Genomic DNA, 21,022 nt, shown 5'->3' with positions numbered 1-21,022 from the left:
ATAACAATAAAGCATAAATAGTATCAAATCTATGAAAAGAGTTTAAACAAAATAGCAAGAAATACATGGTTCCCAAGGAATTTGATATTTTTCTTTATTGAATACGCACTAATATTCTATTACCGATAAATGATAAGTATTCTATGCTGTAAGTTGGATTTTCTTTACGTCTCATGTCGGAGAGATTGCAATTTTAGTAGGGGGATTTCCCTAAAAAAATAATAAATTAGAAAATTTTTGTAAATACCTCTTGTATATCGACATTAATGTCGATATAATAATAAAAAACGACATCGATGTCTATTATAGGGAAACAGGGGGGAAATTTTAAATGAAAAGTTTAATGAAGAATAAAGGTTATTTAACATTAATGGTCGCTCAGGCTATATCAAGTATTGGGGATTGGTTAAGTATTGTTGCTATCATAACTCTCGTTGGTTTGAAGTGGAATGCAACACCGATGGAAGTATCACTCATCTTTTTGTGTTTGGCTGTTCCGATGGCGTTGTTAGGTCCAGTAGCAGGTGTTGTGGCAGACAGGCTTAATAGAAAGACGTTAATGATAGTATCCGACGTTGTACGTGCAGGACTCATCCTTATATTGACGATTGCTGATGCTATATGGATGGTATATATTTGTTTGTTCATAATTGGTGTGTTTTCGGCGGTGTTTGTACCTGCGAAAAACGGTAAGTTAAAAGAACTAGTACCTCAAGATGATATGAAGGGTGCGATGTCAATTACATCTATGATTGATTCGACTACGAAGGTAATTGGGCCATTATTAAGTGGGTTATTAGTTGCAGCAGTTGGTGCAAAATTAGTATTTTATATCGATTCAGCAACTTTCATCGTGTCAGCTCTAATCATTTTGTTTTTACCAAATGCGGTAAATTCGTTACAAGATGAAAATAATGAGGAAGAACATGTTAAATCTTCATTTAAAGATGATTTTGTTTTGGGGATGTCGTTTATTAAATCTAATAGATTTATGCTTGTAGGAATGTTCTTTTTAGGATTTAGTCTATTGATACTGCAGTTATCTGATTCTCAAATTATTGTGTTAATTAGAGAGTTAACGACAGCATCTCCTGATTTGTTTGGGTATATAGTTGCAGCAGCTGGAATAGGGACGTTTTTTTCCGGATTACTATTAGCGAAAAAAACTGAATATAATGCTTTTCCGTTAATGCTGATAGGTGTTTGTGGAATCGGTCTTAGTTTTGGTATGATGTCCGTATTAACTTATGTTGATTTAGACTATTCGATTATATGGGGTATTGTACTTGGATTTTTTGCAGGGTTTGCAGCAGGTGTTGTTTTTGTACCATTTTATGCAACTGCACAGGTTGAAACACCTGGTCATATGACAGGAAGGGTGTTTGGGGTAATTAATAGTGTTACAACAACAGCAACGATTATTGGGCCGCTACTAGGTGGATGGCTTGCAACGTCAATAGGAGTCATTCCAACGTTTATGATTACTGGGTCACTCTTAATTATCGTATCTTTCATAGGGTTTTTCGCAAAAAACAGCATAGAGAGGGGGAAGGATAATGTGCCCGAAAGTAAGCCAGGAGCATCTACAGAAGCGACGAGCAAAAATTATTAAGGCAGCAGTACAAGTGTTTATAAAACATGGGTACGAAAGAGCTACGGTGAAGCACGTGATGGAGGAAGCTGATGTAAGTAGGGGGGGATTGTATCAATATTTCTCAAATAAAGAAGATTTATATGAAACAATTTTAAAGGAAGCCTTAGCCAAAGGAGTTTCAGAAAACAAAGAACTGTTGGAAGGTAGCGTAGATTCATACTGGGAGTTACTATTAATGAGCATGCTTGGTAAAGGAATGGAACCTAGTGATGAAGTGGATGAGTTTGCTCCAAGTACTTTAGAGTTCTTTATCACAGGTAGAAATGATGAGCGTCGAATAAAATATGGCAGAGATCGGTATTATAATGTTTTTGAAATATATGACTCTGTCATTAAAGCAGGACAAGATAGTGGAGAATTTAGTAATAAGTATAAAAGTGAAATTATCGCAAGGTCGATTGTCGCTTTTAATGATGGATTAGCACTCCATTCGATTTTACCTAAGGAAGATATTAAGAAAAAGGAACAGTCTATTATGTTTATTGAATATTTAAAAATGGCATTGGGAGTTGGTAAGCCTAAGTAAGGTTTTATTATCATGCCATTCCTTCAATGAACTGTTTATTTCGAAGGTAAATGTTCTGAAAGCAAAGAGAACAAAGAGGAGCAATTTCTTACAAATAGTGAATATAAATAGTGGATAGAGTTGATTATTATTGATATCTAAGGTCTATGACATAAGAGCCTAATTTTACAATTAGGCTCTAGTATTTATTTAAGGCTGTTATCGCATAGATTGTTGTTAATCGTACTAAAAATAAACAACTAGATTTCGTGGCAACTTTACTTCTATAAAACAGTGCCTTTTGTGTAAAACGACATCTTTATCTCAAAGTTTTCGAACGATAGCAATAAAGTTTCCGAAAAAAGAGCCTTTTTAAACAAACGTTTGTTTAATTTGTCATTTCAGCTTGCTAAATATGGTTCGTATACACTTGTACTAATTAATATTCCTAGCATTCTGTCTTCACAACATGCTCTTTTTGTAAACTTTATTGTTTTGTAACTAATAATAGATAGTAGATAGTGTGCTATCCAAACGCCATCTAACGTAGCATAAATACCATGTACATTAGATGTTTACTCGTTAATATTTCCAGGATGAAGTATAACAATTTAAGAGCAAACGGCAACAATACGTAATAGGATAAAGCACGATGTAGCTGACCTAGGTTAACAAGTAGAAAAAGAACTATGGTAACTTATATAGAATAATAGAATAGTAGATAAGAGAGGATTTATACATGATAACAATAGGGCTTATAAGGCATGGAGTTACTGAATGGAATGATTTACACAAAGCTCAAGGTATATCAGATATCCCTTTAAATGAAGAAGGTAGGAAACAAGCTTTAGCTGTGGCGAATCGATTATTTAAGGAAGAAAATTGGGACGTGCTTATCACGAGTGACCTACAAAGAGCTATAGAAACGGGACAAATTATTAGCGAGAAATTAAAATTACCTATTGCTTTTGTCGACAAAAGAATACGTGAAATAAACTGTGGCGAAATTGAAGGTACGACTGAAGAAGAAAGAGTAGAAAGATGGGGTAGTAAATGGTTTGAGATGGACCTTGGCATGGAAACATTTGATGATGTTGCAAAGAGAGGTGCCGAGTTTATAGAAGAAATAGTACAAATGTATCAACATAAAAGAGTGCTATTAATAAGCCATGGTGCTTTAATCGGTCTCACTTTGAAGCACTTACTTCCTGAAGAATTTCAGAAGGTATATTTACATAATACGTCAGTTACCATATTAAGTAATATAGAAGGTAAGTGGGATTGTAACCTTTATAATTGTACGAAGCATCTGAGCTAGTTTAACCTTTTTTCAACCTTTTGGAGTAGAGCTTCTAAAACTAATTATTGATAAAAAATATATACCTTTCTCCGACGTTAACGACGTCGTTTTTTTTTATGATTTAAGTAACACTAGATAAAGGAGAGAGGGACAAATGAAGAATAAAGTTGTGATGATAACTGGAGCGTCAAAAGGCTTAGGTAAAGCATTAGCGATAGCTTTTGCAAAGGAAGGTGCAAATTTAGCCATTTGTGCAAGAGGTATGATAGCCTTACAGGAAGTGGAGCAAGAGTTACGTTCATATGGTGTAAAGGTGTTAGCAATGAAGGCTGATGCATCTGAGCCTAGAGATGTGGAAAGGTTTGTGGCAATAACAGAAGATACTTTTGGACATATTGATGTGCTAATTAATAACGCTTCAATGCTAGGTCCAAGTCCGATGCCATATTTACTTGATTATCCTGAAGAGGATTTTCAGCAAGTTTTAAAAGTTAATACAGTTGGTCCGTTTCTTGTAACTCGACGCGTCATTAGTAGTATGCTTCAACGAAATAAAGGGTCAATTATTAATGTTACTTCTGAAGCTGGTCATGTTGGTTATGCTGGATGGGGTGCTTATGGTATTTCAAAATTTGCATTAGAAGGATTAACAGAAACGTGGGCAGATGAGGTTGCTGAAACAGGAGTACGAGTAAATATGGTTGATCCGGGAGAGATGGACACTGAAATGCATGATCTTGCTGTTCCAGATTGCGATTATCCTCTTGCAAATCCAAACGATTTAACAGATGTTTTTCTCTATTTAGCTTCTGATAAAGCTAGTAAGGTTAATGGACAAAGGTTAAATGCACAAACATACCTTGAAGACAAGGAGGGTTTATGATGCAGACTGCTTTGAACTTTGAACTACTGGATCAACTCAATGCATCATCACCTCCAGAACGGCGAGGGCTTCGAAGGGATTTTGTGCGAATGATGGTACTGAATCGGACGAATGGAGCAGTAAATCATTCAACATTTTTTAACTTAGACAAATTTTTAGCAGCAGGAGATGTACTCGTTTTAAATAATAGTCGAACAGTCCCTGCCATTTTATATGGTGAGCAACTTCGGGGTCATAATGAAATAAAGAAACGAGTTGAAATACGTTTAGCATATCGACTTACAGATAGTAGCTGGGAAGCATTAGTTGTAAATGATGATGTAATGGTCGGTGATCGCTTGATGATTTCACCTACATTATGCGCTACTGTGAAGGAAGACAGAGAACCTTTCTTTTTACTACAGTTCTCGTTAAAAGGCTCAGAGCTTTATGAACAAATTTATTCGCTAGGTGAGCCCATTCGATACGAATATATAACAGAGCGGTGGGGGTTAGATTATTATCAAACTGTTTATGCAGCACAGCCAGGGTCGGTAGAAATGCCATCTGCAGGGCGTGCATTTAGTTGGGAGCTTTTATTAAAGCTTCAGCGAAAGGGAATTAAACTAGCATTTATTCAGCTTCATACAGGATTAAGTTATTTATTGGATGATAAATATCATCAGCAACCATCTGAAAATAATGAATCATATGATGTACCTCCAGGAACAGTTAAGATAATTAGAGAAGCGAAACGTAATGGTAATAAAGTTATAGCTGTCGGTACGACTGTTGTAAGAGCATTGGAAACTGTTGCAAACGAAGGGGAGATATTATCATCACAAACAGGGTGGACGAATTTATATATAACAAAAAATTATCCTTTACAAATTGTCGATGGCTTAATTACTGGGTTTCATGAACCTGAAGCTAGTCACCTACAATTATTATCAGCATTTATTAATGAGAGTTATTTAATGGAGGCATATCAGCAAGCCATTGAAGAAGGCTATTTATGGCATGAATTCGGTGATATGAATATGATCTTATGAGCTTAATCAAAGGCTTTCACCATATTGCGCTTGAGGTTCAGCATGTCAACAAGTCCATTCAGTTTTATCGAAAACTGGGCTTTGATATTGAAAGGACAATAATTGTTGAAGATGAGCCAATCACTTTTCTAATATTTGATCAGTTCCGCCTTGAATTGTATGAAAATGAACGGGCATCTTCTAGTGACGATATTCATTTTGCGTTTGAAGTTGAAAGCATACACAATGTTATTGCTTGGCTAAATGAGAATGAAATCAAGATTGTAGAAGGTCCATTGGAATTGGATAATGGATGGCAAACGATCTTTGTAAGTGGCTTGGATGGTGAATTAATTGAATTTATACAGTGCGAGTAAAATAATGGGGTAGGTAGTCAGTCTATAAATGGCATACTAGCTTTTCTGCTATGCAAGGAGGATACCCATATTCAGGAGATAGCGTCTTTTAAAAACTAGCTTCTACTTTGTAATTATACGAAGTAGAAGCTTAGAGCTATTATTGATCTGAATTTTGAGGGAGTTTTTCTACTTTGAACTCTTGCTTTTTTTTTGCTCGCTTAATAATGGATTTATTTAGCTTTTTCTTCAAACAATTTGGCGATTTCTACGATTACATTTGTTGCTTTAAGCATATTTTCTACCGAGATAAACTCATATTTACCGTGGAAGTTTTCACCACCTGTAAAGATATTAGGTGTAGGCAGTCCCATGTATGAGAGCTGCGAACCATCCGTACCACCTCGAATTGGTTCTATAATTGGTTTAATTTCAAGCTTTTCCATTGCTTCATGTGCAATGTCAATGATTTCTTTAACGGGTTCAATTTTTTCTCTCATGTTGTAATATTGATCATTCATTTCTAAAACAATATTGTCATTTCCATATTCCGCTTTTAGTTCATCAGTAATCTTTTGAATCATAGCTTTTCTTGCATTGAATTTTTTTCTATCAAAGTCACGGATAATATAGTTTAATACAGTTTGCTCAACGTCTCCTTCAATGGAAATGAGATGGTAAAACCCTTCGTATCCATCTGTGTATTCAGGTGCTTCTTCTTTTGGAAGACGTCGATTAAATTCCATTGCAATTTTAGCGGAATTGACCATTTTTCCTTTGGCAGACCCAGGATGTATATTGTTTCCTTTTACTTTAACTTTGGCTCCTGCTGCATTAAAGCTTTCGTATTGAAGTTCTCCTAGTGGCCCTCCGTCAATCGTATAAGCATATGCAGCATTAAAAGCATCAACATTAAACTTATGAGGTCCTCTACCTATTTCTTCATCAGGTGTAAAAGCTACACGAATTTTTCCATGTTTGATTTCTGGGTGCTTAACTAAATATGCCATTGCGGTCATAATCTCTGCAATACCAGCCTTGTTATCAGCACCTAGTAAAGTCGTGCCATCTGTTGTAATGAGTGTATGTCCTTTATAGTCAGCTAGATAAGGAAAGTCCTTTGGTGAAAGTGTGATATGTAATTTTTCATTTAAAACAATATCGTTTCCGTCATAGTTTTCAACAATTTGTGGCTTTACACCTGTACCTGTAAAGTCAGTTGCAGTATCCACATGTGCTAAAAAGCCAATCGTTGGCACTTCTTTATCAGTATTAGAAGGGAGAGTAGCCATAACATAACCATTTTCATCAATTGAAACTTCCTCCATACCAATTTCCTTAAGTTCATCTACTAACATATTAGCAAGTGTCAGCTGACCAGGAGTTGAAGGGCATGTTTGACTCTCTTCATTGGACTGAGTGTCCACTTTTACGTAAGAAGTAAATCGTTCAATCATTTCATTCTTCAACATTAACTATCATCCCCTTTTCATGTATATTTTCATCTTACCATAATGACGATTCCAAGCACTAATAAGGATTCTTTAGCGGATGTTTTCTTTTAAATGAGAAAACAAGCTGGTATTTATTTATGCTTATTTTGTAGGCTTTGTTGAGATTATAATTAATTTTGGGTTAAAAAATTTATGTTTACAATAACTGCCTGACTTTAGGATGGTTGGTTTTCTATAAAAATACAAGTCGCTAAAAGAACAACTAGACTATATGATAGTTATCCTCGAAAACAGTAGATGACAACATCTATCATTTCTTCTAAATGTAACTATCACACATCACCGGGTATATACAATGGAGGTCAGACACCAAATTTGATTTAATTGTTTATAAGTGTTAGAGTTTTATTATTATTTAGGTGTAAGATGAATATTACGATAAAAAAATTGCTCTCGTTCTTGGGTTTGTTGCGACAACAATCTTGATAAAGGGAGTATCTTTTTTTGGTTATAAATCGTTATAAGTTTTGGGGGAGGGATGAAGTGATGAAAGCTAAAGAGCCTTTATGGACTAAATCGTATATTATGCTTATGTTAGGTAACTTATTTGTTTTCATGTCGTTTCAAATGTTGATTCCAACGTTACCTCCATATATTAAGTCAATAGGTGCGTCAGGATTAGAAATTGGCTTAGTTACAGCGTTGTTTTCAATAGGTGCTGTATTGAGTCGTCCGTTTATTGGGTATATGCTTGAATATAAGGAGAGAAAGTCACTTGTGCTAATAGGTGTCATCTCTTTATTAATAGTTACGTTACTATATCCAGTATCTCAATTAGTTGTCCTTTTTTTGGTTTTTAGATTTTTACACGGGCTTGCTTGGGGATGGTCTACAACGGTTAATGGAACGGTAGCTTCAGATATTGTACCTAGTTCTCGATTAGGTGAAGGGTTAGGATATTTTGGCCTTTCTATTACACTTGGAATGATTATCGCTCCGAGTCTAGGAATTTATTTATTTCAAGTTACATCATTTTCTAACCTAATATATATTTCTGCCATATTAGGGCTTATCTCTATTTGTTTATTATTTCTCATTCGTTACCAAACTCCAGCTTCAGTTAAAGAAACTAAAAAAGAAGACTTAAAGTTTTCTTATATGGGTTCATTAATTGAAAAGTCAAGCTGGTATCCAGCTTTTATAACAATCATCGCAACATTTGGCTACGGTTCTGTTGTGACATTTATCGTCATATTTGGAGAAGAACGTGGTATAGATCAAATTTTTCTATTTTATTTGTTTAATGCGATAATGGCGACTATTTCTCGGCCGATTGCTGGAAAATGGTTTGATAAAAACGGTCCAATGGGAATTGTGTTAAGCTGTCTTACGTTAACCTTTATAGGGTTATGGGTACTATCAATGGCTTACTCTAATTTATTTATTATTATTTCAGGTATCTTATTTGGAATTGGTTTTGGATCATTAATGCCAACATTACAATCGTGGACGTTATCTAAAACACCCCCTAATCGTCGAGGTGTAGCGAATGGAATGCTGTTTTCAGCTATTGACCTTGGAATTGGTTTAGGTGGATTAGTATTTGGAATTTTAGCAACGTTTTTTGAAATAGCTACATTGTTCCAAATATCCAGTATCTTTCTAGTAATAGCTATAATAGCTACATTATTTGAAGGACGAAAAAATAAAATTACTCAGCAACATTCAGTATCATCTTAAGGTAAAAAAGAAACTTCTCAATTATATAGAGAAGTTTCTTTTTGTTAGGCTGTTTTGCATTAATTACTTTACGAAATTAGAGCAAGCATGAATATAAATATTCTTCTTGGCTTCTTCTCTTCTCTAAAGATTATTAAAACCCATACATTTTGTTACTTAAAATAAAATATATGTGAAAAAAGGAGCAAAGTTTAAGAAAATAGCCTTAGCCAATGGTCTGCATTTTAAAATAGATAGTGAAGGGTGTATAATTTAAGTTAAGAATAATTGTCTATTTTTAGTGATTTGAGTCGAATTTTTTATGGGTTGAAAGGACTGATTATCATGTTTTTGGATTGGTTTAGTTCATTAAATCCAACGGTACAAGCGTTATTAGGTGGCATGCTTACATGGGGGTTAACTGCGCTAGGAGCAGCGACAGTTTTCTTTTTTAGAAAAATTGATAAGCATATTTTAAATATGATGTTAGGTTTTGCAGCTGGTGTAATGATTGCTGCATCTTTTTGGTCGCTATTAGCTCCATCGATTGAATTTAGTGAACAGAATGGTCAAATTCCTTGGTTAGCACCAGCCATTGGTTTTTTACTAGGTGGGTTGTTTATACGGTTATTAGACTTTATCGTGCCACATTTGCATTTAGGTGAGAAAAAAGAAAAAGCAGAGGGCCCCGAAACGAAGTTTCAGAAATCTACACTGTTATTTTTAGCTATAATGTTACATAACATCCCTGAAGGTCTTGCGATAGGTGTAGCTTTTGGTGCTGCTTCGTTGGGGATTGGTGAAGCATCTTTAATTGGTGCTATTGGTCTTGCAATAGGAATTGGTATTCAAAATATGCCGGAAGGAGCTGCTCTTTCAGTTCCATTAAGAGGGGAAGGGATGTCTAGGGCACGAGCATTTCATTACGGACAACTCTCAGCAATTGTTGAGCCGATTGCAGCTGTCATTGGTGCAGCAGCTGTTTTACTCGTTCAGCCTATTCTTCCATATGCGTTAGCTTTTGCAGCAGGTGCGATGATTTTTGTTGTCGTTGAAGAACTTATTCCCGAATCTCAATCATCTGGCAGCACAGATTTGGCTACGCTTGGACTGATGGGTGGCTTTGTCGTCATGATGATTTTGGACGTAGCGTTAGGGTAACAGAGATGAGAAGCAGATCCCGCTAGGGTCTGCTGTTTTGTTTTTAAAATTAATTTTAATATGATGTTGATTTTACGTATGTTTTTCATTTAAACTTGAAAAACAAATGATGATACTTACGTGTAAACAGTATGATAAAGTATAAATTTTTAAATAAATTAACGATACAAGATACGATATTTAGCTCTGGCACGTTCCACTCGTCGGTACTTCACCATTTCCAGCGACTGCAGGTGTTAGGCATTACTGGGGAGAGGCAGGATGGCAACATACCACCGTTGTCATCAGAGGACGAGGTCTCGTATTTATGTGGAATTGAAGGTGCTTACGCTTCTTTTATTGGAGAGAATGGAAATGAATAATCAAATAAATGAGACGTATGACATTATGGAAGTATGTCTACTTGCAGGAAAAATAATGTTACAAAGTGGTGCTGAAACTTATCGGGTTGAAGATACGATGACGCGTATCGCAAGAGCTTTTGATGTGAAGGAATCACATAGCTTTGTTACTCCAACTGTCATTATTTTATCAATTGAAGGGATAGATCCGACAAAGACTAAACTAGTTAGAATTTCTGAAAGAACGACAGATTTGCATAAAGTTACTTTAGTTAACAGTATATCAAGGCAGATTAGCAGTGGTGAATTAACAGTTGAGCAGGCATATGAATCATTAAAAGAAATAGAACAGTCTAATGTAGCTTTTCCATTTATTGTGCAAATTTTAGCTGCAGCTTTTACCAGCGGTTGTTTTTTAATTATGTTTGACGGAGAGTGGCGAGATTTCTTACCAGCATTTATTGCTGGTGGGGTGGGCTTGTTTTTTGTGATTAATTTACATAGGCTAGTCCCTATAAAGTTTTTTGCTGAGTTCACATCTTCAGTCATCATTGGTTTGTTGGCTTTATTGTTTGTGCAAATTGAGCTTGGGTATGAACTCGATAAAATTATTATAGGTTCAGTTATGCCATTAGTTCCTGGTTTGCTCTTAACGAATGCTGTAAGAGATTTAATGGCTGGTCACCTCATGTCAGGCTTAGCAAAAAGTGCAGAAGCCTTTTTAACTGCATTTGCAATTGGTTCGGGGATAGCAGTAGTGTTTATGATCTTTTAGAAAGGGGCTGTAAGAATGATTATAGAACAACTTGTAACAAGTTTTGTTGCAGCAGCAGCCTTTGGTATCATTTTTAATGTTCCTAGAAAATCGTTGATTAAGTGTGGCTTTGTTGGGATGTTAGGATGGATCATTTATGTCATGTTAACGTTAAATGATATCGACTCAGTATTTTCAACAGTTGTAGCATCGTTTGTTGTTGCTGTAATGAGTCAGATTTTTTCCAGAATGTATAAAACACCAATTATTGTTTTTATTGTTTCTGGAATTATCCCTTTAGTACCAGGCGGACTAGCCTATGATGCAATGAGGAATTTTGTTCAAAATGATTATAATACTGCAATAAATTTAGCAGCAAAGGCATTTATGATTTCAGGAGCTATTGCCATTGGCCTTGTGTTTTCGGAAGTAATCAATCAAGTAATTAGAAAATCAAAACTCACATTAAACAGATCAGGCTACTCAAAATAGTAGCTATGTAATAAATATAAAATGTCACTCGAATTGGTTGTTACTTGTAGTTCCAAGATATAAGCAAGTATACACCAAGCATTTGTGGCGTCTACATTTACCATTAATGAGATTCCACATATAACTTTCATGATTTAAAATAGCAACAGAATTTTAAAAAAGAGACAAAAAAACAGACACGTTGGTTCTGTTTTTTTTTGTATATGAATATATCATTAGGAAGTATGTTTCTTATTCATGCAGTACTAGCGAATCTGTAATTGGCTAAAAAGAGAAAACGTCGAAGCTTTGAAAGTAAAAATGCTATCTTGGTAATACAGCTTCATTGAACAAGGATAAATACCACGTATTATCAATCAGTGTTTTTATAATTTCATAAGAGAATGCTGATTGACAAGGGTTGATAGTATACACGACCATATCTAAATGATATGATAATAAGCAAATATATCCAGTATTGGGGTGGTGAATATAGTGGAAAGTACAATGATTCCGTTGCGTAAATTAGGTAAATCGGACCTGGAGATTTCAGCTCTGGGACTTGGTACGTGGCAATTTAGTAAAGGTAATGGCATGGTAGGACGTTTTTGGCCAGTGTTAGAAAAAGAAGAGATTCAAGAGATCGTAACAATTAGTTTAGAGGGCGGTATTAATTGGTTTGACACAGCAGAGGTGTATGGGAAAGGTAAGTCAGAGGAAGGACTTGCTGATGCATTGAATGGTCTTGGAGACAAGGCGAAAGATGCATTGATTGCTACAAAATGGTGGCCTGCTATGCGTACTGCAAAATCAATTACGAAAACAATTGATGAGAGGCTGAAGGCGTTAAAAGGAAGAAAGATAGATTTATATATGGTTCATCAACCATTTTCTTTTTCTAGTGTTAAAGCTGAAATGGATGAAATGGCTGAGTTGCTGAAAAGTGGGAAAATCCGTCATGCGGGTGTAAGTAATTTTAATGAAGAGAAAATGAGGGAAGCACATAAAGTATTGAATCAACATGGTTTTCCACTCGTTTCTAATCAAGTGAAATATAGCTTATTAGACAGGAGAATTGAGAAGAACGGTATATTGGATGCTGCTAAGGAAATAGGTATCACACTTATTGCGTATTCTCCGTTAGAGCAAGGGCTACTCACAGGGAAATTTCATAAAAATCCAGATTTAATTAAAAATATGTCGGGGCCACGCAAACACTTTTCTTCTTTCAAAACATCTACACTTGAAAGAACAAAACCACTGATTGATTTGCTTGATAAGTTAGCTGATGAATACAATGTCTCATCAAGTCAAATTGCTTTAAATTGGCTCATCCACTTTCATGGGGAAACGATCGTTGCCATCCCTGGTGCAACAAAAAAACATCATGCACAAGAAAATATTGGCGCACTAACATTTAAATTGTCACAAAACCATCTTGATGAATTAGATATGGTGTCTAGAGATGTTTCTGTGAAATGATTGCATACATATAAAAAGTAGCCACAATAGAATTCAACGAGTTGAAATCAAGGTTCAACCTCGTTGAATTCTATAAAGCTTTGCCTTAGCTTCTTTGGATTATTAAATAGATTTCTAATGTGCTGAAGTATGAATGACTTCTAATAGCTAAATGTTTAGCTACTCTATAAATGAAATACACTTCCTTATCCCTTCAATCTATTAAACTACCCGTTTATAATAAACTAGTGTTAAGTTATCGTTTATTTTTTTGTGTAAACCTGTCTTCGTATAGCCCATTTTTTCATATAAGTAACAATTTCGTTTTTCCTCTAGGATCGTTGATAATTCCCAGCTCTTTGCTTGAGGGTACATTTGCTCAATCAATTGTATTGTTTTTTGAGCAAGCCCATTTCCCTGATAAGTTGGGAGAATAAACATAGGACTTATCCAAAATCGTGTTTCTTCTTTCCAACCTATACATATCGCACCAATTAGTATTTGATTGACGTTGATTTTATAAAATCTACTGTTATGATCGGTAATTCTTGTAATTACTCGATCAATTTTTTCGTTTGCAGGGTTTGTTTCATAATCTTTATACTTCTGTAATAATGGTGTAAATGCAGCTATTTGTATATCAAAAATAGCTTGTGCATCAGCTTTTGTTGCTATATCTAGTTTGGGTTCCATCATCTTCACTCCAGTATATTGACGATTAGTTTTACAATTCTAAGAGAAGCTAATGTTAGTGTGTTTATTTATTGTTTGGCTATTTATTTTAACGGCTACACCACATCTACATTGTAGAAGGTTCATTGCCTTGTGCCTATTAATGAAAGGTGACCACTCATTATTTACCAATAGTAACATAAAACAAATGGAACCTTAACAACTCCCTTGTTATCTACATTTTTTCAATACGCATTCCAATCCAAAATAATTTAAAAATTTAGATAGAAAAGGTATGATAGAACTTAAATCGGATTTGTAATGTATGGAGGATTATTTATGCCAAGAGTGCTATCATTTCTTAAACCGTACCGTCTCCCAGTTATCATTGCACTGTTGCTTATGCTTACTGAGTTAATAGTAGAGCTATGGCAGCCGTTGTTGATGGCGAAAATTATTGATGATGGAATTCTACAACAGGATATGGCTGTCGTGTTGAAGTGGGGCGGATTAATGATTGGGTTATCGTTTATTGCTTTTATATCAGGAATTATTAATACGTTCTATGCTGCGCATGTGGGTCAGAGCTTCGGCTATGATGTGAGGCAGGAATTGTTTAAAAAAGTTCAGTCTTTTTCATTTGCTAACTTTAATAAGTTTCCGACATCATCACTCGTTACCCGTACGACGAATGATGTAACACAAGTGCAAAATACAGTGTTTATGAGCTTGCGAATTATGTTACGTGCACCGTTATTAATTATCGGTGGAACGATTATGGCGCTCATTGTGAATGTGAAGCTAGCTCTTATTTTTTTAGCAAGCGTGCCGGTATTGTTCATCTTTCTTCTTTGGGTTATGAGAAGAGGGTGGCACTTATTTCAGTCTGTTCAGAAAAAGCTAGACACTGTAAATAGAGTAATGAGGGAAAATTTAGCTGGTATGAGATTGATTAAAGCGTATGTAAGAAAAGATTACGAGTCAGATCGATTCTCAAGTGCCAGCGCTGAGTTAAGAGGCGAGACAGCATCAGTGTTTAGGTTACTAGAAATAACTGTGCCCATCTTACTTTTAGTTATGAATATTAGTGTAATTGCTGTTCTTTGGTATGGGAATACAGGTGTAATTGCAGGAGATGTAGCGGTCGGAGAAGTTGTTGCAATTGTTAACTATGCGACTCGAATTACAGCTGCTCTATCGGTATTCTCGTTTATCATTATGGCTTTCTCACGTGCCAGTGCATCTGCTGAACGTATAACAGAAGTGCTTCAAACAGATATTGATGTGGTGAATTCATCTGATACGGATTCGTCATTGCAAATAAGAGCAGGAAAAGTAGCTTTTAGCAATGTTTCATTTCAATATCCAGAAAAGCAAGAACCGGTTATACAGAATATATCCTTTGAAGTAAACCCTGGAGAAACAGTAGCCATTTTAGGGGCAACTGGCTCAGGTAAAACATCTATTGTTCAGCTTATTCCCCGTCTTTACGATGTGAGTAAGGGCAGTATTTTTATAGATGATCACGATATAAAAACGATGAGGCTTGAACATCTCCGCAGAAGCATAGGGTTCGTTCCTCAAGAAGTGTTATTATTTACAGGTTCAATTAAAGAGAATATACGCTGGGGGAAAGAAGATGCTTCTATGGAAGAAATCATTGAAGCAGCTAAACACGCTCAAATTCATGAAATGATATGGGAGCTTCCGAATAAGTATGAAACAGAACTAGGTCAAAAAGGAATAAATTTATCAGGTGGCCAAAAGCAGCGGATTTCCATTGCAAGGGCGCTTGTAAGGAGACCTAAAATTTTGTTATTAGACGATAGTACGAGTGCGCTGGATGTACATACTGAGTCAAAATTATTAAGAGCGTTAAAAACGTATGCTTGCACTACATTTGTTATTACTCAAAAAATTAGTACTGCTAAACAAGCAGATAAGATCTTACTAATAGATGAACAGGGTAATATACAAGAGGGGGATCATAAGTATTTATTAACTTATTCAGATCTTTATAACAGAATTGTTCATTCACAGCTTGGAAAGGAGGCACTTTATGATGCTCAAGCAACTAACTAAGCCTTTCCAATATAAAAGAATTGTTGAACAAGATGATAAAGTAACTCAAGTTCAATCATCTAAAAAGAAGCCACAACAGTGGTTAACAACATTAAAAAGGATTTGGATGTACTTATCTTATAAAAAGAGCTTGCTCTCGTTAGTATTATTTATGGTTGTTGTAAGCTCAGGCCTTGCAATTATAGGGCCATTTTTAGTAGGGGTAGCGATTGATGATTACATAAATACGTCAAATACTGAAGGTTTTATAAAGCTATTAATCGGCTTAGCGGTTATATATGTATTACGCTCTTTAGCACTATTATTACAAAACTATTGGATGATTGGTATCGCGCAACAAACAGTTTTTAGGATGAGAAATCAGCTTTTTGAACACCTCCATAAGCTTCCAATCCCATATTTTGATAAACGTCAGCATGGTGAGCTTATGAGTAGGGTAACGAATGACATTGAAAATGTGAGCTCAACGTTAAATAGTTCAGTTATTCAAATTTCATCGAGTATACTTACGTTAATCGGAACTGTTTCAGTTATGTTATGGCTAAGTCCATTGCTTACGTTAATCACGATGACAATTATCCCTTTGTTAATTATTGGGATGAAGTGGATTACAAAGAGAACGAGAAGAGTGTTTAAAGAGCAGCAACGAAATCTAGGTGATTTAAATGGATTCATTGAAGAAATCATATCCGGACAAAGAATCGTTAAGTCTTTTTCTCAAGAAGAACGAGTCATTTCTGAATTTATGGTTAAAAACGAGAGATTAAAAGGGACAGCGTTTTGGTCCCAAACTTATTCAGGTTTTATTCCTAAAGTAATGAATGTCCTAAACAATCTAAGCTTCGCCTTGATCGCAGGAATCGGTGGTTTATTTGCACTAAATGGTATGATTTCTATCGGCACAATTGTTATTTTTACGGAATATTCAAGACAATTCACTCGTCCCTTAAATGACTTAGCAAACCAATTTAACACACTATTATCAGCTGTTGCGGGTGCAGAGCGAGTGTTTGAGGTATTAGACGAAGATGAAGAAGAAGTCAAAGGGACAAATTTGACCCATCTACAGTCTATTCAAGGTAAAGTGGATTTTTGCAATGTTTCTTTTTCGTATGAGGAAGCTGAAAACACGATAACTGATGTCAGCTTTGCTGTCACTCCTGGTGAAACAGTTGCCCTTGTAGGTCCTACAGGTGCTGGGAAATCAACAATTATTAATTTACTATCGAGATTTTATGATGTGGATAAGGGCAAGGTTTTAATTGACGATCGTGATGTAACGACTGTAAATAGAGCGAGCTTGCGACGTAATATGGGCTTTGTATTACAGGATCCATTTTTATTTGAAGGAACAATAAGAGAAAATATTCGTTATGGAAGGCTAACTGCAACTGATGAAGAAGTTGAACAGGCTGCAGTTTTGGCAAATGCTCAATCGTTTATTCAACGATTACCACAACAATATGAGACAGTATTAACACAGGACGGTTCTGGAATTAGTCAAGGGCAAAAACAGTTATTATCTATTGCCCGAGCGATTCTAGCAGATCCATCTATCCTAATTTTAGATGAAGCGACAAGTAGCATCGATACGATTACAGAAATTAAAATACAAGAAGCACTCCAACGATTAATGAACGGTAGAACAAGCTTTATTATTGCTCATCGACTGAATACTATTCGTGAGGCTGATCAAATTTTAGTATTAAATAATGGTCGTATCCTAGAAAAAGGGACACATGAATCACTATTAGAGAAAAAAGGATTTTATGATAAAATGGCAGGAATTTCTGTTAATTTGTCGAATGCAACAATGGGGGATTAATATATACATTTTCATGCGTTAAACAGGGATAATAATAGAAGGTGGCTCTTGGTTACAAAGACACAAATCCAACTACAGCAAAAAGGGTTTGGGGAACTGTTACTAGAGTCACTTTTTAATTAAGGAGAATCCTCAATTATATTATCTTCAACAATCGCCTTACCATGAGATTAATAGCAAACTTCCTCTTAGAGGAAAGGGAGTTATTTATAGAGGGTAAGGCTATATTCACATAATAATAATTATAAGAATAATACGTATGAATTTGTGTTTGCGATATCTTCAGCTAAGTGACAAAACCGCCGTTTTTCAGTTATTTTTGTTTAAATACTAATGATATTATCGTATATAAAATTCATTTGGAAAATTATATAAGAAAATGAAACTCTTTGACTGATTGGCACGTATATGAGATGTATTATAAATATACTGTTGGAGGTTGGTTCAATGAATGATTCGATGCTATTCATAATTATTATGGCTACATTATTACTTATAATCAATGTTGTAATGATTCCAATTCAGTATGCTTATTTCAAAAAGATAGAGGGGGAAAAGAAGGAGAAAAAACTTTCTCAAGGAGAATTTTTTGATGAAATGGAATTCCAAGAGCAATTACTCCATTTCAATGCACATTCTAGCATATTTATTTTCCCAGCAAACTTCATTGCATATTCAATCTATAAGAAAAGAGTTCGTAGACAGCTTGTATAGGTAATTTAAACAAACGTTTGATTAAACTGAAACGATTGGATCACATAACACCAAACACGAATTAATGAGCCTACATCATTATAATTAGTGTTTGGTGTATGTGGTCTTTTTTAATAGAAATTGCTCAAGCCTTGTTCAGTCCTGTATTTATTAATCTCTTAGATCGCTTTTTTATTGAAATATGTTAAACCGCTAACGAAAAAGGCAAGAAAGCTACCTAATATAACGAATAACAACGTTACTAAGGAGAAGTTTAATACGCCAAATGTAGTATCACCACTCGGTAACATTGCTAAAATGGGTTGTGCCCAAGGGTAATAAGGTCCGTATTTTGATTGAATGATTAAGATATTTGGCATTGTGAAAATGACATTTATTGCTAATGGAGCAGCAAAGCTGGCCCATGCAATAGATACAAAAATTTGTAAAGCAGCTAGGGGGAATGTTGCGATCCAACCTCCAAGTACCCCACGAAGCAACATGTCCCAAGGAATCGCTTGATCAAAACCTCTTATTTGACCGACAGCAAGTATAGCTATTAAAAATAACAGCTGTGTAACGAGCAGTATAATCATTACTAATAGAAACTTTGACATATATACGTTTGTCCGAGAAACGGGCAAGGCTAAAAGTTGTTTCCAACTACCTCCAACATGCTCATAACGACAAACGAACGCTGCAAATATGCCAGTTAATAACGGTAGAAATAACAATGCATGAACGATCGTCATCATACTAAGTGTATAGAACCAGTCTGCGCCTGGAATTTCTATCGGTGTTAATAAGCCTGTAATAAAGGCAAGTGCAGGACTTACAAAAATAAGTAACCAAATCGGTGATTTTCTAAGCTTTAACCATTCAGAGCGTAGAATATTATTAAATGCTTTCACTTAATTCACGTCCCTTCGCCCAAAATCAATAAGGCTAAGCACAAAAATAACCATACCTATTAATATACCTGCTAAAACAGTGTATTCTACCTTACTCCAATCATTGATAAGCATTGGCCATTTCCAAAAAACCCAGTCAGGCAGCACGATAGAATACATCGATAGTACGCCACCTAAAATACCGATAGTTAAAGGTATTGCTTGATTTTTGAATACAATTGATAACCAAATCTGCAAAGTTAAAATCGGCAGTGCTGCGAACAATGGATAAAAGGATACTTTTAAGAGTTTTATATAAGGTATACTCATTCCAAATTTTAATATAAAACCAAGAATGATTGAACCTATGCCTAATAGTAAACAAGACATGAATAAGAGCATGGCTGATAAATAAAATTTTGAAGTAAAAACGGTAATTCGTGAAACAGGTAAAGCTAAAAGCTGCTTCCATGAATTAACTTGGTGCTCTATATTAGCTATCATCGACGTAATAATAGCAATTCCTAGCACTAATGTAGGCGTAGCTAATTGTTGGATATTTTCTAGGAACCCTCCCCATAAATCAGCGGCATAATAATTTGTAAGATAGTCATAGCGTACCCCAAAGTTTACCGCTTGTAAGGCTATAACACCAAACGGACCTAAAAAGATGAGAAACCATATCATTTTTTTTCGTACTTTTAATAGGTCTGAAGATAATACTTTTGCGATCATAGGCTACCGGCCTCCCCAACGAGTTCGAGGAAGATATCTTCTAATGATTTTTTTATTTCCTCTACACGATAAATTGACACATTTTCATGTACGAGCGTTTTAATGATATGTGCAATTTGAAAATCCGTTATGTTGTCAAATAATAGTGCTGACTCATTTTGTTCAACTGTATATCCATTTGCTAGCATCGTGCGGTAAGCTATATTAGCGTCACTAACTGCAACGTGCATTTTACTCTTTGCCTGTTGTCTTAATGTTTCAATAGAATTTTGAAAAATTATTGATCCTTTTGAAATGACACCAACTTGTGTTGCCATTTGGTCAATTTCACTAAGTAGGTGGCTAGATACGAGAACGGTGATACCATGTTCTTTCGGCATATTTTTGATTAACTCGCGAATTTCTAAAATACCTGACGGATCAAGACCGTTAGTAGGTTCATCCAAAATAAGTAATTCGGGATTCCCTAATAATGCAGTTGCAATCCCTAATCGTTGCTTCATTCCAAGAGAATAGCCTTTCACAGCTCTTTTTGCATCCTTTGTTAAACGTACAATTGAAAGGACTTCGTCAATTCTCTTTTTTGGTACGTCAAGAATTCTTCGCACAGCTTCCAAATTTTCATAGCCAGTTAAATGGCCATAGTAAGATGGAGAATCAACAAGAGAGCCGGTCTTTCTAAGGACTGAAAGCTTATCTTGTTTTAGATGTCGTCCGAATAGAAAAATTGACCCTGAAGAAGGCTTCATCAATCCTAAGAGCATTCGGATGGTAGTTGTTTTTCCTGCGCCATTTGGCCCTAAAAATCCATAAATTTCTCCAGGTTTTATTTCTAATTTTACTCGATCAACTGCGATTCTTCCTTTGAAGCGTTTCGTTAAATTTGTCGTTTGAATAATATATTCACTCATTATGATCACCTCGTCTTTCATCCTACACACCGTAGGTTAAAACGAGAGGAACTGTTAGTTTAAATTTTGTTTAAAATGTACCAACCGAGGAAAAAGTGTCAGTTGTTTTCTACAGCTTGATCCTGACAAACATCAAATTATTAAT

The 21,022-nt window shown here is 35.3% G+C and carries 20 protein-coding genes; 15 read left to right on the top strand and 5 right to left on the bottom strand.

What is annotated here, in order from left to right; genetic code table 11:
• Nucleotides 1-331: 331 nt before the first annotated feature.
• From ACSVDA_RS14515 to ACSVDA_RS14490, 6 genes are all read left to right on the top strand, one after another.
• Complete coding sequence (locus ACSVDA_RS14515; protein WP_485884149.1) at nt 332-1,612, top strand: MFS transporter; 1,281 nt, start codon at nt 332-334, stop codon at nt 1,610-1,612.
• A complete protein-coding gene (locus tag ACSVDA_RS14510) occupies nt 1,557-2,180 on the top strand; it encodes a TetR/AcrR family transcriptional regulator (protein ID WP_485884148.1) in 624 nt (207 codons plus the stop codon). Before ACSVDA_RS14515 ends, ACSVDA_RS14510 begins: the two co-directional genes overlap by 56 nt.
• A gap of 718 nt (nt 2,181-2,898) precedes the next feature.
• Nucleotides 2,899-3,477, top strand: a complete 579-nt coding sequence (locus ACSVDA_RS14505) for a histidine phosphatase family protein (RefSeq protein WP_485884147.1) — start codon at nt 2,899-2,901, stop codon at nt 3,475-3,477.
• Between the two features lie 136 nt (nt 3,478-3,613).
• Nucleotides 3,614-4,342: an SDR family NAD(P)-dependent oxidoreductase gene (locus ACSVDA_RS14500; protein WP_485884146.1), complete on the top strand. Its 729-nt coding sequence runs from the start codon at nt 3,614-3,616 to the stop codon at nt 4,340-4,342.
• Nucleotides 4,342-5,373, top strand: a complete 1,032-nt coding sequence (locus tag ACSVDA_RS14495; RefSeq protein ID WP_485884145.1) for an S-adenosylmethionine:tRNA ribosyltransferase-isomerase — start codon at nt 4,342-4,344, stop codon at nt 5,371-5,373. The genes ACSVDA_RS14500 and ACSVDA_RS14495 overlap by 1 nt, the downstream gene beginning before the upstream one ends.
• Nucleotides 5,370-5,729: a VOC family protein gene (locus tag ACSVDA_RS14490; RefSeq protein ID WP_485884144.1), complete on the top strand. Its 360-nt coding sequence runs from the start codon at nt 5,370-5,372 to the stop codon at nt 5,727-5,729. Before ACSVDA_RS14495 ends, ACSVDA_RS14490 begins: the two co-directional genes overlap by 4 nt.
• Before the next feature lie 212 nt (nt 5,730-5,941).
• Here the strand turns inward: ACSVDA_RS14490 and pepT are convergent, their stop codons facing one another.
• A complete protein-coding gene (gene pepT / locus ACSVDA_RS14485; RefSeq protein ID WP_485884160.1) occupies nt 5,942-7,177 on the bottom strand; it encodes a peptidase T in 1,236 nt (411 codons plus the stop codon).
• A gap of 531 nt (nt 7,178-7,708) precedes the next feature.
• Here pepT and ACSVDA_RS14480 point away from each other — a divergent pair.
• From ACSVDA_RS14480 to ACSVDA_RS14455, 6 genes are all read left to right on the top strand, one after another.
• On the top strand, nt 7,709-8,902 hold the full coding sequence (locus tag ACSVDA_RS14480; protein ID WP_485884143.1) for an MFS transporter: 1,194 nt from the start codon (nt 7,709-7,711) through the stop codon (nt 8,900-8,902).
• A gap of 324 nt (nt 8,903-9,226) precedes the next feature.
• A complete protein-coding gene (locus ACSVDA_RS14475; RefSeq protein WP_320208896.1) occupies nt 9,227-10,042 on the top strand; it encodes a ZIP family metal transporter in 816 nt (271 codons plus the stop codon).
• A gap of 131 nt (nt 10,043-10,173) precedes the next feature.
• On the top strand, nt 10,174-10,404 hold the full coding sequence (locus tag ACSVDA_RS14470) for a hypothetical protein (RefSeq protein WP_485884142.1): 231 nt from the start codon (nt 10,174-10,176) through the stop codon (nt 10,402-10,404).
• A complete protein-coding gene (locus ACSVDA_RS14465) occupies nt 10,397-11,158 on the top strand; it encodes a threonine/serine exporter family protein (RefSeq protein ID WP_485884141.1) in 762 nt (253 codons plus the stop codon). The genes ACSVDA_RS14470 and ACSVDA_RS14465 overlap by 8 nt, the downstream gene beginning before the upstream one ends.
• A gap of 15 nt (nt 11,159-11,173) precedes the next feature.
• Nucleotides 11,174-11,629 (top strand): threonine/serine exporter family protein, encoded by a 456-nt coding sequence (locus ACSVDA_RS14460; protein ID WP_485884140.1) that lies wholly within the window; start codon nt 11,174-11,176, stop codon nt 11,627-11,629.
• A gap of 486 nt (nt 11,630-12,115) precedes the next feature.
• Nucleotides 12,116-13,090 (top strand): aldo/keto reductase, encoded by a 975-nt coding sequence (locus ACSVDA_RS14455; protein ID WP_485884159.1) that lies wholly within the window; start codon nt 12,116-12,118, stop codon nt 13,088-13,090.
• 201 nt (nt 13,091-13,291) lie between these two features.
• On the opposite strand, the gene ACSVDA_RS14450 is transcribed toward ACSVDA_RS14455, so the two are convergent.
• The gene (locus tag ACSVDA_RS14450; protein WP_485884139.1) at nt 13,292-13,762 is read right to left on the bottom strand and encodes a GNAT family N-acetyltransferase; all 471 of its coding nucleotides are present in this window, start codon (nt 13,760-13,762) and stop codon (nt 13,292-13,294) included.
• A gap of 318 nt (nt 13,763-14,080) precedes the next feature.
• Here ACSVDA_RS14450 and ACSVDA_RS14445 point away from each other — a divergent pair, with 318 nt between their 5' ends.
• From ACSVDA_RS14445 to ACSVDA_RS14435, 3 genes are all read left to right on the top strand, one after another.
• Nucleotides 14,081-15,823 carry an ABC transporter ATP-binding protein gene (locus ACSVDA_RS14445; protein WP_485884138.1) on the top strand — a complete coding sequence of 581 codons (1,743 nt, stop codon included), beginning with the start codon at nt 14,081-14,083 and terminating at the stop codon, nt 15,821-15,823.
• Nucleotides 15,804-17,648, top strand: a complete 1,845-nt coding sequence (locus ACSVDA_RS14440) for an ABC transporter ATP-binding protein (RefSeq protein ID WP_485884158.1) — start codon at nt 15,804-15,806, stop codon at nt 17,646-17,648. Before ACSVDA_RS14445 ends, ACSVDA_RS14440 begins: the two co-directional genes overlap by 20 nt.
• A 447-nt stretch (nt 17,649-18,095) precedes the next feature.
• Nucleotides 18,096-18,362: a DUF3949 domain-containing protein gene (locus ACSVDA_RS14435; protein ID WP_485884137.1), complete on the top strand. Its 267-nt coding sequence runs from the start codon at nt 18,096-18,098 to the stop codon at nt 18,360-18,362.
• A gap of 158 nt (nt 18,363-18,520) precedes the next feature.
• Here ACSVDA_RS14435 and ACSVDA_RS14430 read toward each other — a convergent pair whose 3' ends face one another.
• From ACSVDA_RS14430 to ACSVDA_RS14420, 3 genes are read right to left on the bottom strand one after another with little or no spacing between them, the layout of a single operon-like run.
• Nucleotides 18,521-19,252, bottom strand: a complete 732-nt coding sequence (locus tag ACSVDA_RS14430; protein WP_485884136.1) for an ABC transporter permease — start codon at nt 19,250-19,252, stop codon at nt 18,521-18,523.
• Nucleotides 19,253-19,966 carry an ABC transporter permease gene (locus tag ACSVDA_RS14425; RefSeq protein WP_485884135.1) on the bottom strand — a complete coding sequence of 238 codons (714 nt, stop codon included), beginning with the start codon at nt 19,964-19,966 and terminating at the stop codon, nt 19,253-19,255.
• Nucleotides 19,963-20,877 (bottom strand): ABC transporter ATP-binding protein, encoded by a 915-nt coding sequence (locus tag ACSVDA_RS14420; protein ID WP_485884134.1) that lies wholly within the window; start codon nt 20,875-20,877, stop codon nt 19,963-19,965. The genes ACSVDA_RS14425 and ACSVDA_RS14420 overlap by 4 nt, the downstream gene beginning before the upstream one ends.
• Between the last annotated feature and the right edge of the window lie 145 nt (nt 20,878-21,022).

It is taken from the genome of Cytobacillus sp. Hm23 (assembly GCF_051842895.1).
Taxonomy (GTDB): domain Bacteria; phylum Bacillota; class Bacilli; order Bacillales; family SM2101; genus Nanhaiella.
This window is presented reverse-complemented; position numbering and strand designations above follow the sequence as displayed.